The organism is Arthrobacter sp. D1-17 (assembly GCF_054130535.1).
Window position 1 is genome coordinate 1,142,192 of sequence record NZ_CP096382.1, and the last position, 15,998, is coordinate 1,158,189.

Sequence of the window (15,998 nt, forward strand, 5' to 3'; positions counted from 1 at the left end):
GGAGCCCCAGATGACCACAACTGCCAGGGTGGCCCAGACAGCCCCTCCCGCATCCCCGCAGACCCCAACATCCGCCCCGGCCAAAAAAGGCATGTTCCGCGGCAAGGACACGATTGATCCCACGTATTACTGGATGGTGGTGCCGGTCCTGGCACTGTTTGCCTTCTTCATCACCCTGCCGGCCCTCGTGGGCGTGTTCTTCAGCCTCACGAACTACGCGGGCTACGGTGACTGGAAGTTCATCGGCTTGTCCAACTACGTCAACATCTTCAAGGATCCGGCAGTCCTCCAGTCCTACATCTTCACGTTCGTCTTTGCCCTGACCACAACAGTGGTGGTCAACGTCGTGGCGCTCGCCATCGCCCTGGGCCTCAACGCGAAGATCAAGTGGCGGACCGGCATCCGCACCGTGTTCTTCATCCCCATGGTGCTGTCCGCGCTGATCGTCTCCTTTGTGTTCAACTACCTCTTCTCGAACACCCTCCCAGTGCTGATGGACAGGCTCGGCTACACCCCGCTGGCCACGAGCATCCTCGCCAACGAGAATCTCGCCTGGCTCGCCATCGTGATCGTCACTGTGTGGCAGGCGGCGCCCGGCGCCACCATCATCTACCTGGCGGGCCTGCAAAGCGTTCCCTCGGAAGTGTACGAAGCGGCTGACCTGGACGGGGCCGGCAGCTTCCGCCAGTTCCTCAGCCTCACGCTGCCGCTGATCATGGGCTACCTGGTGATCAATGTGATCCTAGGGTTCAAGGGTTTCCTGGGAACGTACGAGATCATCGTCGGACTCACCGGCGGCGGTCCCGGCATGGCGACTCAATCAGTGGCCATGCGCATCTTCTCCGGCTTCACGGGCGGGGACTACTCCTATCAAATGGCCAACGCCGTCATCTACTTCATGATCACCTTGCTGATCTCCGTCATCCAGCTGCGCCTCATCCAGCGCCGGGGGGTTTCTCTCTAATGACCGCATCCACGCTTCCAGCCCTCAAGATCCGCAGATCCAGCCGGGAAGGCTACAAGGTCAACTGGTGGCTCACCGCACTGATGCTGGTGGCATCCCTGACCATTTTGCTGCCGCTGTACTTCACCGTGGCGATGGCCCTGAAGTCCCCGGAGCAGATCGGCGGAACCGGCCTCGCCTGGCCCAACCCGATGAACTGGGAAAACTTCGCCGCCGCCTACGTGGCCACCAATTTCCCCCGGGCCTTTCTGTCCACGGCATTCGTCACCGTGTTCAGCGTCCTCGGATCGCTGACCTGCAGCTCTCTGGTGGCCTACGCAATCGCCCGCAACTGGAACCGCAGGTTCTTCCGGGGTTCCTTCGTCTACCTGCTCTCCGCGATGTTCATTCCGTTCCCGGTGATCATCCTGCCCCTCATCAAACAGACGGCATTGCTTGGCCTGGACAATCCTGCCGGCGTGGTGTTCCTCCACGTGCTGGGCGGCATCTCCTTCAACACCCTGCTGTACATCGCCTTCGTCCGCTCCATCCCGGTGGAGCTGGAGGAAGCAGCCCGTATGGACGGTGCGACCACCTGGCAGGTGTTCCGCAAGATCATCTTCCCGCTGCTGGCCCCCATGAACGCGACGGTGGGCATCTTCGCCTTCCTCAACTCATGGAACGATTTCCTGCTGCCCCAGATGATGATCGCCGACCCGGCCCTTCAGACGCTGCCCGTCGTGCAGATGCTCTTCCAGGGCGAATTCAACACCAACTACAGCCTCGCATTCGCGTCGTACCTCATGGCCATGGCGCCCACCCTGGTGGTTTACATCCTGGCCCAGCGCTGGGTACTGTCCGGAGTGATGCGTGGTGCAGTCAAGTAGACCCAACATTCCATCCAGCAACGAAACACCCCACAAGTAAAGGAAGCATCCCTTGTCCACCACTGCCACCCTGGCAACCTTGTCCGATGACCACCGTTTCGCCGATCCGAACTGGTGGCGCCAGGCGTCCGTGTACCAGATCTACCCGCGCAGTTTCTCCGATTCCAACGGGGACGGCCTGGGTGATATCAAGGGCATCACCGCCAAGGTCCCGTACCTGCAGTCACTGGCGATCGACGCTGTTTGGCTGAGCCCGTTCTACCCCTCGGCGCTTGCCGACGGCGGCTACGACGTGGATAACTACCGCGACGTGGACCCAAAGCTCGGCACGCTGGACGACTTCGACGAGATGGCTGCGGCGCTCCACGCCGCCGGCATCAAGCTGATCGCCGACATTGTCCCGAACCACTCCTCCGACCGGCACGAGTGGTTCCGGGAAGCCCTCGCCTCGCCGAAGGGATCGCCTGCCCGCGACCGCTACATCTTCCGTGACGGCAAGGGCCCGAACGGTGAGTTCCCGCCGTCGGACTGGGACTCCGTCTTCGGCGGCTCCGCCTGGGAGCGCATCACCGAACCGGACGGCACCCCTGGCCAGTGGTACATGCACATCTTCGCCAAGGAACAGCCGGACCTGAACTGGGCCAACCGCGAGATCCGCGACGACTTCCTGAAGACCCTGCGCTTCTGGTCCGACCGCGGCGTGGACGGTTTCCGGGTGGACGTGGCGCACGCCCTCGTCAAGGACCTCACCGAACCGCTGCTCTCCAAGCTAGAGCTGAGCGCTGCCAACACCGGCACTGACGGCTTCGACGACGGTTCGCACCCGTTCTGGGACCGCGACGAAGTCCACGAGGTCTACGCCGAGTGGCGCGAGGTCTTCAACGAATACAACCCCCCGCGGACTGCTGTTGCAGAAGCCTGGGTCCACGCCACGCGCCGCCCGCGCTACGCCAGCCCCCAGGGCCTGGGCCAGGCGTTCAACTTCGACCTCCTGCAGGCAGACTTCGACGCGGAGGAATTCAAGGAAATCATCACCCGCAACCTTGCCGAGGCCGCCGCTACCGGCGCCTCCTCGACGTGGGTGTTCTCCAACCACGACGTCGTCCGCCACGCCACGCGCTACGGGCTGCCCAAGGGAAGCAAGGGCAAACACCCGAAGGGGCAGGACGGCAAGACCTGGCTGCTGGCGGGCGGGCCCAAGGAGGAACTGGACGTGGAGCTCGGCGAGCGCCGCGCCCGGGCTGCCACCCTGCTGATGCTGGCCGTTCCCGGTTCGGCCTACCTGTACCAGGGCGAGGAACTGGGCCTGCAGGAAGTCGCGGAGATCCCGGAGTCTGAGCGCCAGGACCCCTCGTTCTTCCGCAACAGGGGCGTGGAGGTCGGCCGCGACGGCTGCCGCGTGCCCCTGCCCTGGGCCGCCGAGGGCAGCTCCTTCGGATTCGGCGACGGCGGCGCCCACCTTCCGCAGCCGGCATGGTTCAGCAAGTACGCCGTTGAGGTTCAGGACGGCGTCGAAGGCTCCACCCTTGAGATGTACCGCACCGCTCTGAAATTGCGGCGCGAACTGCAAACCGCAGAAGAACTCGAATGGATCGAGACCGGCAACCCCGAGGTCCTGCACTTCAGCCGGCCCGGCGGCTGGCAGTCCGTGACCAACTTCGGCGAGACTGCCGTCGACCTTCCGGCGGGCACGGTGCTGGTCAGCAGCGCCCCGCTCGAGGATGGCAGGCTGCCGGGCAACACCACCGCTTGGCTCCGCTGATCCGCGAATCCTACTGACACCCGCCCCGGTGGCGGTGCCTCTTGCCAGGCACCGCCACCGCGGCGTTTAACTACTGGGCCTTTACGAGCCGAAGTGAAAGAGTGATGCAATGACTGAACAAACCTCGACGCCCTTCCAGGGAACGACCTCCGGACGGCTGATCTACGGGTGCATGGGCCTGGGTGGAACCTGGTCTGATGAGCCCCATGACATCACCGACGTTGAAACTGCCGCCGAGGCGGTGGAGGCCGCCATGGACGTCGGCGTCACGCTGTTCGACCATGCGGACATCTACCGGAACGGCAAGTCCGAAACCGTCTTCGGCGAGGTCCTGGCCGCCACCCCCGGGCTCAGGGAACGCATCCAGCTGCAGACCAAGTGCGGCATCCGGCTCAACGAGCGGGGTCTGGAAACGTACTATGACCTGAGCAGCGACGCCATCATTGAGCGCGTGAACGGCAGCCTGGAACGGCTCCGGACGGACTACGTCGACATCTTGCTGCTGCACCGCCCGGATCCGCTGATGGACCCTGCCGAGGTGGCGGCCGCCGTCGGGAAACTGATGGCGGAAGGCAAGGTGCGCGCGCTCGGCGTGTCCAACATGTCGGCGGCGCAGATCGAATTCCTGCAGGACAGCCTCGAGACGCCTGTGGTGGCCAACCAGCTCGAACTCAGCCTGCTCAAGCGGGACTGGCTGGAAAGCACCGTGCTGGTCAACCACCCGGGCGCCGCGGACTACAGCTTTCCGCACGGGACACTCGAATACTGCGCCCGCCAGGGGATCGCGCTGCAGGCTTATGGGGCGCTGGCCCGGGGCCACTACACCGGCAACCCGCCGGAACGGCCCACGCTTGCGGAGTCCGCCACGGCGCAACTCCTCTCCGACATGGCGCGGGAGCGGGGCACCACCCGGGAGGCCGTGCTGCTGGGGTGGCTCATGAAGCATCCGGCGGGTATCGCCCCGGTGATAGGAACGGCGAACCCCGACCGGATCCGTGCCTGCGCCGGCGCCGCCAGGGTGGCGCAGACCATGACCCGCGAAGAGTGGTACCGGCTGTGGGTCACGGCCCGGGGGAGCAACATCCCCTAAGCGCGGAAGCCAGCTGGCTCTAACGTTCCGCTTTTGGTCGTATTGGTCGCCTCCGCCGGACCGGTCATCTTCGCATTAGCAGGCGCAGGCCGGATACGGTAGATGTATGACGTCTACTTCCACTGCCGAGATCACCCGGCACGAACGCAACATCCCTGCCGAAATCGCCCGTTCGTGGCTCTTGGTCAACGCAATGAAGACCGAGCTCTTCGACCAGTCGGCAGTGTCCCGCGCGGATTCCATCATTCTGGATATCGAAGACGCGGTTGACCCGTCGCAGAAGGACGCAGCGCGCGAAAACGTGGTGAACTGGCTTACCGCCGGCGGCCAGGCCTGGGTCCGGATCAACGACGCTCTCAGCCCGTTTTGGGCCGACGATCTCGCAGGCCTCCGCGGCACGCCTGGCCTGCTCGGCGTCATGCTCGCAAAGACCGAATCGGCCGACCAGGTGACGGAGAGTTTCCACCGCATGGATGGCAAGACCCCCGTGATCCCGCTGGTGGAGAGCGCCGTGGGCATCGAGGAAGCCAACCAGATCGCGAAGGCCCAGGGCGCGTTCCGCCTGGCGTTCGGTTCCGGTGACTTCCGCCGCGACACCGGCATGGCGAACACCCAGGAAGCCATGGCTTACCCGCGCGCCAAGCTTGTGGTTGCCAGCCGCGTCGGCAACCTGCCCGGTCCCATCGACGGCCCCACCGTCGGCACCAACCACCCGATCCTGCGCGAGCAGACCGGCATCACGGTGATGATGGGCATGACTGGCAAGCTGTGCCTGGCCATTGACCAGACCAGCGTCATCAACGAGGTCATCAGCCCCACGCCGTCCGACGTCGCGTGGGCCACCGACTTTATGGCTGACTTTGAGGCCAGCGGGCGGGTCATCCGTGACGGCTCGGATTTGCCCCGCCTCGGCCGGGCAGAGAAGATTATGAAGCTCGCGGTAGCGTTCGGCGTGCAGCCGGCGCCGTAACCCGCACCAGTTTTGCCAGCAGACCCCGTGACCGATACCCGCTATCTGGTGCACGGGGTCTTTTGGGATGGCCCGCCCCGGTGTTTCCAGCGGCCGACAGCGGCAGCCCGGTTTTGCGCCTTCAGCAGCTTTCGCCGGGCCTACGGACGGGCCAGCTCTTCGGAACTCGGTAAACTGGCACGGTGCTGAACGAATTCTGGGCTACAGCGCCCGCCTCATACAAAGTCCTGGTTTTCAGCGCGATGGGTCTGATCGCCGCAGGCATCATCCTCAACCTCGCGGGAAATGCCGCCCACAACCAAGGGCTCATGGTGGCGTCGCTGCCCGTGATCGGCCTTGGTCTGGTGCTGCACGTCGTGGCGCTGGTGGTCCGTGGCCAGCACATCCGGAAGAGCTACAAGAGGTAGCCGGCGCTCCTTCGGACATGGAGTGGGCGCGTTACCGCCGACAGCAGGACCGTGAAGAGGTGATGCCGCGCGGCTACAACGGCGATGCAGCTTTGCCTTGCCGCCGCTTCCGGAGCGGCGCTCATGCCGGGGTGCCAGCCGGGTATCCGCGGAAAGGTGTGTGCTGGGCAACTCCTGCGCCAGCAGGAGCTGCTCGTTCGAATCCCTGAGCGTGTCCAGCAGGAATGCCCGGGCAATCGCCAGAAGCTCGGCGATCTTGGGTGGGCAATGCGGTACGTCACCAGGTTCGCTGAGCGGACGGAGGTGACCACCCTGTGCCGGCGCAGCGTTGCCAGGTGCTGGGACAGGTGCGAGGCTTCCAGGCCTGTTTCGGACAGCAAGAAGCTCACAGGGGCAGCGTGTCCGGGGCGGCCGACAGCAGCTCGAGGATCCGGATCCGCGCCGGATGAGCTAGTGCCTTGAAGAGGTTCGCCTTGATTTCGTACAAGGGTGCCTGGGCTGCGGAAATCAACGTGACCTGCCGTTCCTGTCCATGCCGGTCTGTGGCGCGAACTGCTGGCATGATCAATCCATCACATTACTCACAATGCGCGGCCCGGCGGGCAACCCGCGCAGGGGATGCCCGGCGTCGGCCGCCGCGAACTGGGTAGTCCGCGGCGGCCCCCAGTAGGCTTGAGCCCATGACTATCAATCCGGATCTGCAGGGCCGGAGCTACCCTGCCGCAGAGGTGTACGACGTCGGTCGCGAGAAAATCCGCGAGTTCGCCCGCGCGGTCAAGGCTACCCACCCCGCCCATTTTAACGTCGAGGCCGCCCAGGGCTTGGGCCACCCCGATCTCGTGGCCCCGCCGACGTTCGCGATCATCGTCGCGCAGCGCGCCGATGCCCAGCTGATCGAGGATCCGGAGGCCGGAATCGACTTTTCCCGCGTGGTCCATGCCGACCAGCGCTTCACCCATCACCGCCCCATCTTTGCCGGCGACCGCCTCGTGGCAGAGCTGCACGTTGACGGCGTCCGCGCCATGGGCGGCGGTGCCATGATCACCACCCGGGCCGAGATCTTCGCCCTGGGCGAGGGCGACGGCCGTGAGCCCGTCTCCACCACCAAGTCATCCATCCTTGTCCGCGGGGAGGGACAGTAACCATGAATCCTGTTTTTGAAGAACTGGCAATCGGGCAGGACATCGGCAGCCGCAGCATCGGCGTCACGCGCCAGGACCTGGTCAAGTACGCCGGCGCCTCTGGGGACTTCAACCCCATCCACTGGAATGAAGCCTTCGCCACCGGGGTGGAGCTCCCCGGCGTCATCGCGCACGGCATGTTCACCATGGGCGCAGCCGTGCAGCTGGTGACCGACTGGGCAGGCGACCCCGCCGCCGTCGTCGATTACCAGACCCGCTTCACCAAGCCGGTGCTGGTTGCCGACACCACCGGAACCGGTGACGCAGGTGCCGTGATCGATGTCAGCGGAGCCGTGGGCGCGCTGGATGCTGAGACGCGGACGGCACGGGTTGACCTCGCAGTGGTCTTCGACGGGCAGAAAGTCCTCATGAAGGCGCAGGCCCTTGTGAAGCTGGCCTGACTGATGCTGCGTTGAGTTCCGCCGCCGTAACAGAGCGCGAGGTCACGCACTGGCGTATCGCCGTCGCGCTGGCGTATGCCGCCAGCGGCCTTGCCTTCAGCTCTTGGGTCTCCCGCCTGCCGGCGATTCGGGACGGGCTCGAACTCACCCCGGGGACTGTCGGGTTGCTGCTGCTGTGCATGACCGCGGGGTCGTTCCTTTCCGTTTCGGCGTCGGGGCTGATCGTGCTCCGGCTGGGTTCCAAACGCACGATGCGGACCGGGAGCATCATGGTGGGGCTCGGCCTGGCGGCCGCCGGCTTCGGCACGTCCGTGCTCGCCAGCCCGCCCGCCGTAGCACTGGGTTTGGCTGTCATCGGGCTGGGCACAGCGAGCTGGAACACTGCTTCGAACGTTGAGGGTGCCGCGGTGGAGCGCGCCGTGGGGCGCCATATTATGCCGCGCCTGCACGGCGCCTTCAGCCTGGGCACCGTGGCGGGTGCGGGACTCGGGGCGTGGGCAGCCGGAGCAGGCGTCCCTGTGTTTTGGCACCTTGCCTCGGCCGGGCTGGTGGTAGCCGCTTCCGTGACGACGGCGGCCCGCTGGTTCCGCGCGGACGTTACCCCCGTGGAACCTGCGGCCGCGTACCGCCCCGACACCTTCGAGGACCCGTCCACCGGGCCCATTCCTGTGATCCGCCCGGGAATCGATGACGCCCCGCTGACAACAAACGCAAGATTGCCCAGGCCTGGCGGGACAGGCGGACGCTGCTCTTGGGCGTCATGGTGCTTGGCCTCGCGCTGGCGGAAGGCGCGGCGGGGGACTGGGTGGCGCTGGCCCTCGCAGACGGACACCAGCAGTCAGATGCCGCCGGAGCCGCGGGGTACGGCCTTTTTGTCACCCTCATGACCATCGGACGTTTTGCCGGAACATCCGTGCTCGACCGTTTCGGCCGTGTCCCCGTGATGCGCTTGTGTTCCGCGCTGGCCATTCTGGGGCTGGGATTGTTCGTGTTCGCCCCCGAGCCCTGGCTTGCCTACACGGCCCTGGCAGTCTGGGGCCTGGGTGCGTCCCTCGGCTTCCCAGTGGGCATGTCCGCCGCGGCCGATGATCCGGCCAAGGCTGCCGCCCGCTTATCGCTCGTGTCCACTATCGGGTACGGCGCCTTCCTATGCGGTCCTCCGCTGCTGGGTTTGCTGGCCGAGCACGTCGGGATCCTGCATTCGCTGCTGGCCGTGATGGCGGTGCTCGTGGTGAGCTTCCTGCTGTCGCCGGTGGCCCGCAAGGCTTCCTAGTTCAACTGTTTTAGCCTGTTTCGTTCCCCTTCCCCTAGGCTGGACTGGTGACCCCCACAATGCTTTCTGACCTGACCACGGCCGCCGTCGGAGGCCCTGCCGCCAACTACGTCGATGCCCACACCGAGGCAGAGATCATCGACGCCGTGCGCTCGGCCGACGCCGCCGGCGAGCCCGTGCTCATCCTCGGCGGCGGGTCCAACCTGCTGATTTCCGACGACGGGTTCCCCGGAACCGTCGTGAAGATCGCCTCCGAGGGGTTCACCGTCAACGCCGAGGACTCCTGCGGTGGCGTGTCCGTGGTGGTGCAGGCCGGCCACAACTGGGATGCCCTTGTGGAGCATGCCGTGCTGCACAACTGGTCGGGGGTAGAGGCCCTGGCCGGGATTCCCGGCGCCACCGGCGCCACCCCCGTGCAGAATGTGGGAGCGTACGGTTCCGACGTCTCGCAAACCATAGCTGCCGTCCGTACCTGGGACCGGGAAGGCAACGTGGTGAAGACCTTCACCAACTCCGAGCTGAAGTTCGGCTACCGGGATTCCATCCTCAAGCAGACCACGGTCAACGGGTCACCCCGATACGTGGTCCTCACGGTCGAGTTCCAGCTGCCACTGGGGAGGATGAGCGCCCCGGTCCGCTACGCGGAGCTGGCAAGGGTGCTCGGCGTTCAGCAGGGGGAACGGGCTTACTCCAATGACGTGCGCCGGGAAGTGCTGAGGCTGCGGGCTTCCAAGGGTATGGTGCTGGACCCGGCTGACCGGGACACGTACTCCACAGGCTCCTTCTTTACGAACCCCATCGTCCCGGCAGCCGTGGCGGACGAACTGCCCCAGAACGCCCCCCGTTATCCCGCCGGTTCCGACGGCCTCGTGAAGCTTTCCGCCGCATGGCTGATCGACCAGGCCGGATTCGGCAAAGGCTTCGGCCTGGACGCTGGAAGCGTGTCCGGCGGACGGGCCTCGTTGTCCACCAAGCACACGCTGGCCATCACCAACCGTGGTTCCGCCAGCGCCGCGGATATGGTGGCCATTGCGCGTGAGGTGAGGGACGGCGTCGTCGGGCGTTTCGGCATTGAACTTCACCCCGAGCCGCTGTTGATCGGCGTTGCCCTCTAGCTTTACCTTCCCTTGTCACTGTCCGGGGACGGCGGCCCGGGCGGTCCTAGGATTGGGGCATGGCAACGGAGACACGGGTACGGGTAACTCCCCGGATCATGGGACGGCTGCGGCTGGCTTCGCAAGGTCTGCTGGCTGGAGGATTTCCCAGTGTTCCTGAGGCCGTCCGCGGAATGACTGCTATGCAGGCGCAGGACCTTCAGGCGGTGCTCTGGGCGGTGGGCTTGCGCGTCCCCGGAGCCGGCGTGAATGACGTGCGGGCGGCCTTGAATTCGGGGGCCGTAGTGCGGTCGTGGTCGATGCGCGGCACCCTCCACCTGCTCGCACCCGAGGATCTGCGCTGGATCCTGAATATCACCACGCCGCGGCTGGTCCAAGGGATGTCGAGCCGGCACCGCCAGCTCGAGATCACCGCGGGCGACGTTGAAGTCTGCAAGAAGATTGCCTTGGACCTGCTTTCCGGAGCACCGGGTGATGGCAGCAGGCGCGGTGCCACGCGGCGCGAGCTGTTCGAGGCGTTCGCGGCGGGCGGCCAGCCGCCTGCCGGGCAACGCGGCATCCACCTGCTGGGACTGCTCTGTCAAAGCGCTACGCTCGTGCCGGGGCCGCTGGACGGAAACCAGCAGAAGTTCGTGGCGTTCGATGACTGGATCACCACTTCGCGCGATCTCGACCGCGGGCAGGGCATCGGAGAACTGCTGCTCAGGTATCTGCGCAGCCACGGGCCGGCGACCGTGCGCGACTTCGCCTGGTGGTCCAACATCACCCTGACAGAGGCCCGGGCTGCGCTGGTGTTGATCCGGGGAGAGGTCGTGAAGCTGGAATTTGGCGGGACGGACTACTGGATGTCGCCGCAGACGGCCGAGCTGCTTGACGGCCGCGTGCCGGGCCAGCGCACTGTTCTGGCACTGCCCGGGTTCGACGAGTTCATCCTCGGCTACACGGACCGTAGCCTGGTACTCCCACCGGAGCACGCCCAGAAGATCGTCCCGGGCGGGAACGGGGTGTTCAAGAAGGCGATTGCGGCAGGCGGCGAGGTCGTCGGAACATGGGCGCGGCAGGGGACAGGACGAACGGGGTCCTATGTGCCTGAGCCGTTCGACACCTCAAAGCCCCTGGACCCGGCGATCGTGGCGGGATTCAACCGTTCCATCAGGCAGTACGAGAAGTTCCTCGCGTCCTAGCCATGGTGCGGGCCGCCTGCCTGGCCCCCGCTTGGACGGCTCTGCCCCGCCTGGACGGCCTTGCCCCGCCTGGACGGCCTTGCCCCGCCTGGACGGCCTGACCCCGGCTGGACGGCTTTGCCCCGCTCGCCCAAACGTGCACCCTTGGACCACTGCGATGTCGAGAGTCCTGGACGAAAGCCCGGTGAAACGGGGGGCCGAAGGGCCGTGGACGTGTTGGCGTCATTGGACGGGCGGGCAGAGTCGGCCGGTGAAACCCGGGCCCGACTGCTCCTGTACTCATTCGGGATACATGGTTTCCGGCCGCAGAACGAACTGCCAACAAGGTCCGGCCTGTTCAGGGCTAACTTCGCGGATCTCGGCCACTGCGTGATCATCGAATTCGACGGAAAGGTCAAGTACAGCGATTACCGCCCTACGGCTCAAGTGCTGCTCGCGGAGCGATCCCGTGAAAACGCCTTGGCCGAAGCAGGACGGATCTTCTTGCGTGTGGACTGGAACCAGCTGGACGCGTCCCACGCAGCTGCGGCGCCGGGTGCTGGCCACGCTGGCCCGTGCGGAGATGCAGAAACGGCCCCGACCCGCATAGACGGCCGTGGGCAGGGCCGGTCATGCGGGGCGGGGCCGCTCATGAGGAGTGGGGTTACAGCGTCCCGGTCGCGATGTTCAGCATGCGCCGGAGCGGTTCGGCTGCTCCCCAGAGCAGCTGGTCACCCACGGTGAAGGCGCTGATGTACTGCGGACCCATCTCCATCTTGCGGATCCGGCCAACGGGGATGTCGAGGGTGCCTGAAGCCGCGACCGGGGTCAGGTCGGCCATCGAGGCTTCCTTCGTGTTGGGCACAACCTTCGCCCACTCGTTGTCCTCATCGAGCAGCTTCTCGATTTCCGCGACAGACAGGTCTTCGCGCAGCTTCAGGGTGAGCGCCTGCGAGTGCGAGCGCATGGCGCCAATCCGCACGCAGAGGCCGTCCATAATGATGTGGTTGTCGTCCGAGGTGCCGAGGATCTTGTTGGTTTCGACGCCGGCCTTCCACTCCTCCTTGGACTGGCCGTTGCCGAGGTCCGCGTCGATCCAGGGGATCAGGGATCCGGCCAGCGGCACCCCGAACTGCGTGGCGTCGATGTCGCTGCGCTGGTGGGCGAGGACCTTGCGGTCGATGTCCAGGATGGCCGACGCCGGGTCGTCCAGTTCCGTGCTGACCTCTGCATTGAGCGTGCCGAACTGGCTCAGCAGCTCGCGCATGTGCCGCGCGCCGCCGCCGGAGGCTGCCTGGTAGGTCATAGACGTGCCCCACTCAACGAGGCCATTCTTGAAGAGGCCGCCCAGTCCCATCAGCATGCACGACACCGTGCAGTTGCCGCCGATGAAGTCCTTGGTGCCGTTCACGAGTCCCTTGTCGATGACGTCGCGATTGATGGGGTCCAGCACGATGATCGAGTCGTCGTTCATGCGCAGGGTGGAGGCGGCGTCGATCCAAAGACCGTCCCATCCGCGGCTGCGGAGTTCGCCGTGGACCTGCTTGGTGTAGTCTCCGCCCTGGGCGGTGACAATAATTGGCAGCTTCGCCAGCGTCTCGACGTCGAACGCGTCCTCGAGCTTGCCGGCCCCTTCAGCAAAGGAAGGCGCGGCACCTCCCGCGTTGGAGGTGGAGAAGAACACCGGGTTGATGTTGGCGAAGTCGCCCTCGTCCTGCATGCGCTGCATCAGGACGGAGCCGACCATGCCGCGCCATCCGACCAGGCCGACGGAGGGGGTAGCTGCTGTAGTCATTCGTACAGTTTATCTTCGGATCCGGCAGCCCGCAGTCGGTTACGTCACTTTGGTCGGCAGCCGCAGGGCGTCCTGGCCCGGCCCGTGCTGAAGGCGCTATTCCACCGGCCGGGCGAGGTTCCGGGCCTCTCGGAGCTTCTCAGCTTTGCGTTCCTTGTAGTAGCCGGCCCAGGCTGCGAGGAAAGGAAAGAGGCAGAAAGGAAAGAGGCAGGCCGGGAAGACCCACGATGCTTCGCAAGAGTGTGCCACTGACCGGTGACGGCAACTTGGATCCCGCCGTAAACAAGCATCTGTTCGTTCCGCGTCTAAGCGGGTGCTGCTGAGCCCCGGCACCACTGTCGTGAAGCCCGGCCGGCGCCGCGATGCGCAAGCCCCCCATGGCCCCGGGTAAACGCCGCTACTGCCGGTCTCGCTCTTCCGGGACGGCGTTCCTGCGGGCGCGCAGTGCATAGAATGCGCCGAAGGCAAACGCCTGGGTCACCACAACCAGGACAATGACACCGGCGATCTTGTTGCCGCCGAGGATCATCGTCAGGCCGACGATCGCTGACAGCAGCGCGAGCAGGGGCAGCAGCATGTAGCCGAGCACGAACAGTGTTTCGGGTTTTTTAAGCATCCGTCTAGCCTTCTTTACGGTTCCACTTGGTGAACCGGTAGCGCGTGCCGTTGGCTGCCGTGAGCCAGCCATCCTGGGGAACTGACTCTTCCGGCACCCACGGCGCGCCGAGTTCGGGAGCGAAGGTGTCGCCGTCCGCCTCCACATCGATGGTGGTGACCACGGCTGTGTCGGCGAGATCTACGCACTGCTCGAAAATCTCGCCGCCGCCCAGGATCCAGATCGTCTCGGAGCCGGGCACGAACTGTGACTCCAGCAGCGCGTCGTCAAGGGATTTGACGACGACGGCGCCCTCCGCCTCGGGCGTTCCGGCCCAGCCTTCCTGCCGGGTGATGACGATGTTCGTGCGGTTGGGCAAGGGACGGTACTTCTCAGGGAAGGACAGCCACGTCTTGCGGCCCATGATGACGGGGTGCCCGCTGGTAACCCTGGTGAAGTGCTTAAGGTCTTCCGGCAGGTGCCATGGCATGTCGCCGTCCAGGCCGATGACCCCGGACGTGGTTTGGGCCCAGATAAGGCCGAGCCCTGTTGTGTTCGCGGCGATCCCGTCGCTGAAGGCCTGCGGATCCATGGTCTCCTCGGTGCTCATACGGCAATCGGCGCCTTGATCGTGGGGTGGTGCCGGTAGCCCACCACTTCGAAGTCTTCCAGGGTGTAGTCGAAGATCGACGCAGGTTTGCGGGTGATTTTCAGCTGCGGGTACTCATAGGGTTCGCGGTCCAGCTGCTTCAGAACCTGGTCCATGTGGTTGTCGTAGATGTGGACGTCGCCGCCGGTCCAGACGAACTCTCCCGGCTCCAGCCCCGTCTGCTGCGCCAGCATACAGGTCAGCAGGGCGTAGGAGGCGATGTTGAACGGCACACCCAGGAACATATCCGCCGAGCGCTGGTAGAGCTGGCACGACAGCTTGCCGTCGGCCACGTAAAACTGGAAGAAGGCGTGGCAGGGCGGCAACGCCATGTCCTTAAGCTCGGCCACATTCCAGGCGGACACGATGTGCCGGCGGGAATCGGGGCTGGCCTTCAGGTTCTCGACAAGTTCCGCAATCTGGTCAATGTGGCCACCGTCCGGAGTCGGCCAGCTGCGCCACTGGACACCGTAGACCGGGCCGAGCTCGCCGTCGGCATCAGCCCACTCATTCCAGATGGTGACGCCCTGGTCCTGCATCCACTTCACGTTGGTGTCACCGCGCAGGAACCACAGCAGTTCGACGGCGACCGACTTGAAATGCACGCGTTTGGTGGTGATCAGCGGGAAGCTTTCGCTGAGATCAAAGCGCATCTGACGACCGAAAACGCTGCTGGTCCCCGTTCCGGTGCGGTCGGACTTGTGCGTGCCGTGGGCCAGAACGTCGCGCAAGAGGTTCTCATAGGGCGTTGGTATGCTCACGCGTCCAGTCTAGTCGGCTGAAATGTTTAATCGTCGAACGGCTTGAACTGCTCCACCGCCACGATCTTGCTCTTGCTCGCGTGCGCCACATGGCAGATGATCATTTCCCCTGGCGAGAGATAAGGGTCAGCCGCAGGCAGCACACCCTTCAGCTTTTCGTTCATGTACTCGTTGAGCTTGTTCAGGACGGTGGGCAGCGCGGGCCTGTGCGTGCACAGCACGACCGGTTTTTGTTTGTCGAACAGCGCGTCCACGGCGGCGGCGGTCTTCTTGGGATTCCTGGCGTGCCGGTGTTCCGTTAGCGCGTCGACGAGTTTGACCTTGGCGTCTGAGACCTTGACGTACGGCGCGATGGTGGCAACGCAACGCCGCCAGGGGCTGGTGACCACGCGCATCGGTTTCCACGCGCGCAGCAGCCTGCCCACGGCCTGGGCCTGCCGGACGCCCGTGGCGGCGAGCGGACGTTCGCCTTCCGCCTTGGTCCAAGAGGACCTCGGCTTGGCCTTGGCATGACGCACGAGCACCAGCGGCCAGGTGTGCAGTTCATTGCGGGAGTGGGCCTCCACCAGGAACTGCAGGGGCACTACGTCCGTAGGATTGGACAGCATGGACGCGGCCCGCTCCGGTGTGCACCACAGGATGCTGTCCACCTCCTTGCCGTCGGGACGCACGCGCGTGCCGTTGGGGACCTCCACCGCCCAATAGTGAACCACCTTCAGGCCGGCGGGGACGTGATAGTGGATCGGCGGAAGGGGAATGCCCAGCGGCACCTGCAGTCCGATCTCTTCCTCGACTTCCCGGACAGCGCACTCGGGGACAGTCTCGCCGGCGTCGAGCTTGCCTTTAGGCCAGGACCAGTCGTCGTACTTGGGCCGGTGAATCAGGAGAACTTCCAGCTGGTCCTTTTTGACGCGCCACGGCAGGGCGCCGGCGGCCGTTACGGCTACGGGCTCGCCGGGGTGGTCAGTCTGATCCGCTATGAGGGAATCGCTCTTCAAGCCCTGGT

15 protein-coding genes and 2 pseudogenes are annotated in these 15,998 nt (G+C 65.3%); 11 read left to right on the forward strand and 6 right to left on the reverse strand.

The window, feature by feature from the left end; all coding sequences use genetic code 11:
- Window positions 1-10: 10 nt before the first annotated feature.
- The 6 genes from M1E01_RS05320 (at window position 11) to M1E01_RS05345 (ending at window position 6,059) form a co-directional block, all read left to right on the forward strand.
- Entirely contained in the window at window positions 11-964 is a 954-nt protein-coding gene (locus M1E01_RS05320) for a carbohydrate ABC transporter permease (protein WP_457974062.1), read from the forward strand.
- Entirely contained in the window at window positions 964-1,830 is an 867-nt protein-coding gene (locus M1E01_RS05325; protein WP_457974063.1) for a carbohydrate ABC transporter permease, read from the forward strand. Before M1E01_RS05320 ends, M1E01_RS05325 begins: the two co-directional genes overlap by 1 nt.
- Window positions 1,831-1,882: 52 nt before the next feature.
- A complete protein-coding gene (locus M1E01_RS05330) occupies window positions 1,883-3,592 on the forward strand; it encodes a glycoside hydrolase family 13 protein (RefSeq protein ID WP_457974064.1) in 1,710 nt (569 codons plus the stop codon).
- A 109-nt stretch (window positions 3,593-3,701) separates the two neighbouring features.
- Window positions 3,702-4,682, forward strand: a complete 981-nt coding sequence (locus M1E01_RS05335) for an aldo/keto reductase (protein WP_457974065.1) — start codon at window positions 3,702-3,704, stop codon at window positions 4,680-4,682.
- 106 nt (window positions 4,683-4,788) lie between these two features.
- On the forward strand, window positions 4,789-5,652 hold the full coding sequence (locus M1E01_RS05340) for an HpcH/HpaI aldolase/citrate lyase family protein (protein WP_457974066.1): 864 nt from the start codon (window positions 4,789-4,791) through the stop codon (window positions 5,650-5,652).
- A 182-nt stretch (window positions 5,653-5,834) separates the two neighbouring features.
- Window positions 5,835-6,059 (forward strand): DUF3188 domain-containing protein, encoded by a 225-nt coding sequence (locus M1E01_RS05345; RefSeq protein WP_457974067.1) that lies wholly within the window; start codon window positions 5,835-5,837, stop codon window positions 6,057-6,059.
- A gap of 153 nt (window positions 6,060-6,212) precedes the next feature.
- Here the strand turns inward: M1E01_RS05345 and M1E01_RS05350 are convergent.
- A pseudogene (locus M1E01_RS05350) lies at window positions 6,213-6,570 on the reverse strand (ArsR/SmtB family transcription factor); the annotation flags it as partial.
- Between the two features lie 169 nt (window positions 6,571-6,739).
- On the opposite strand from M1E01_RS05350, the gene M1E01_RS05355 reads away from it, so the two are divergent.
- The 5 genes and pseudogenes from M1E01_RS05355 (at window position 6,740) to M1E01_RS05375 (ending at window position 11,213) form a co-directional block, all read left to right on the forward strand.
- Entirely contained in the window at window positions 6,740-7,201 is a 462-nt protein-coding gene (locus M1E01_RS05355; RefSeq protein ID WP_457974068.1) for an FAS1-like dehydratase domain-containing protein, read from the forward strand.
- Window positions 7,202-7,203: 2 nt separating this feature from the next.
- Entirely contained in the window at window positions 7,204-7,641 is a 438-nt protein-coding gene (locus tag M1E01_RS05360) for a MaoC family dehydratase (RefSeq protein ID WP_457974069.1), read from the forward strand.
- Between the two features lie 11 nt (window positions 7,642-7,652).
- Window positions 7,653-8,914 (forward strand): annotated as a pseudogene (locus M1E01_RS05365) (MFS transporter).
- Between the two features lie 47 nt (window positions 8,915-8,961).
- Entirely contained in the window at window positions 8,962-10,029 is a 1,068-nt protein-coding gene (locus M1E01_RS05370; RefSeq protein ID WP_457974070.1) for a UDP-N-acetylmuramate dehydrogenase, read from the forward strand.
- A gap of 59 nt (window positions 10,030-10,088) precedes the next feature.
- Complete coding sequence (locus M1E01_RS05375; protein WP_457974071.1) at window positions 10,089-11,213, forward strand: winged helix DNA-binding domain-containing protein; 1,125 nt, start codon at window positions 10,089-10,091, stop codon at window positions 11,211-11,213.
- A 643-nt stretch (window positions 11,214-11,856) separates the two neighbouring features.
- Here M1E01_RS05375 and asd read toward each other — a convergent pair.
- From asd to M1E01_RS05400, 5 genes are all read right to left on the reverse strand, one after another.
- Window positions 11,857-12,987, reverse strand: coding sequence for an aspartate-semialdehyde dehydrogenase (gene asd, locus M1E01_RS05380; protein WP_457974072.1), 1,131 nt, complete (start codon window positions 12,985-12,987; stop codon window positions 11,857-11,859).
- 397 nt (window positions 12,988-13,384) lie between these two features.
- Entirely contained in the window at window positions 13,385-13,603 is a 219-nt protein-coding gene (locus M1E01_RS05385; RefSeq protein ID WP_457974073.1) for an NF038396 family protein, read from the reverse strand.
- 4 nt (window positions 13,604-13,607) lie between these two features.
- On the reverse strand, window positions 13,608-14,192 hold the full coding sequence (locus tag M1E01_RS05390; protein WP_457974074.1) for a dihydrofolate reductase: 585 nt from the start codon (window positions 14,190-14,192) through the stop codon (window positions 13,608-13,610).
- Window positions 14,189-14,992, reverse strand: a complete 804-nt coding sequence (locus tag M1E01_RS05395) for a thymidylate synthase (RefSeq protein WP_457974075.1) — start codon at window positions 14,990-14,992, stop codon at window positions 14,189-14,191. Before M1E01_RS05395 ends, M1E01_RS05390 begins: the two co-directional genes overlap by 4 nt.
- 26 nt (window positions 14,993-15,018) lie before the next feature.
- A complete protein-coding gene (locus M1E01_RS05400) occupies window positions 15,019-15,990 on the reverse strand; it encodes an NUDIX hydrolase (protein WP_457974076.1) in 972 nt (323 codons plus the stop codon).
- Between the last annotated feature and the right edge of the window lie 8 nt (window positions 15,991-15,998).

Bases quoted from the DNA above. Each gene is read 5' to 3' on its own strand.
- M1E01_RS05320 (WP_457974062.1), top strand. From the start codon at position 11: ATGACCACAACTGCCAGGGTGGCCCAGACAGCCCCTCCCGCATCCCCG.
- M1E01_RS05385 (WP_457974073.1), bottom strand. From the start codon at position 13,603: ATGCTTAAAAAACCCGAAACACTGTTCGTGCTCGGCTACATGCTGCTG.
- asd (WP_457974072.1), bottom strand. From the start codon at position 12,987: ATGACTACAGCAGCTACCCCCTCCGTCGGCCTGGTCGGATGGCGCGGC.
- M1E01_RS05325 (WP_457974063.1), top strand. From the start codon at position 964: ATGACCGCATCCACGCTTCCAGCCCTCAAGATCCGCAGATCCAGCCGG.
- M1E01_RS05390 (WP_457974074.1), bottom strand. From the start codon at position 14,192: ATGAGCACCGAGGAGACCATGGATCCGCAGGCCTTCAGCGACGGGATC.
- M1E01_RS05340 (WP_457974066.1), top strand. From the start codon at position 4,789: ATGACGTCTACTTCCACTGCCGAGATCACCCGGCACGAACGCAACATC.
- M1E01_RS05375 (WP_457974071.1), top strand. From the start codon at position 10,089: ATGGCAACGGAGACACGGGTACGGGTAACTCCCCGGATCATGGGACGG.
- M1E01_RS05355 (WP_457974068.1), top strand. From the start codon at position 6,740: ATGACTATCAATCCGGATCTGCAGGGCCGGAGCTACCCTGCCGCAGAG.
- M1E01_RS05360 (WP_457974069.1), top strand. From the start codon at position 7,204: ATGAATCCTGTTTTTGAAGAACTGGCAATCGGGCAGGACATCGGCAGC.
- M1E01_RS05335 (WP_457974065.1), top strand. From the start codon at position 3,702: ATGACTGAACAAACCTCGACGCCCTTCCAGGGAACGACCTCCGGACGG.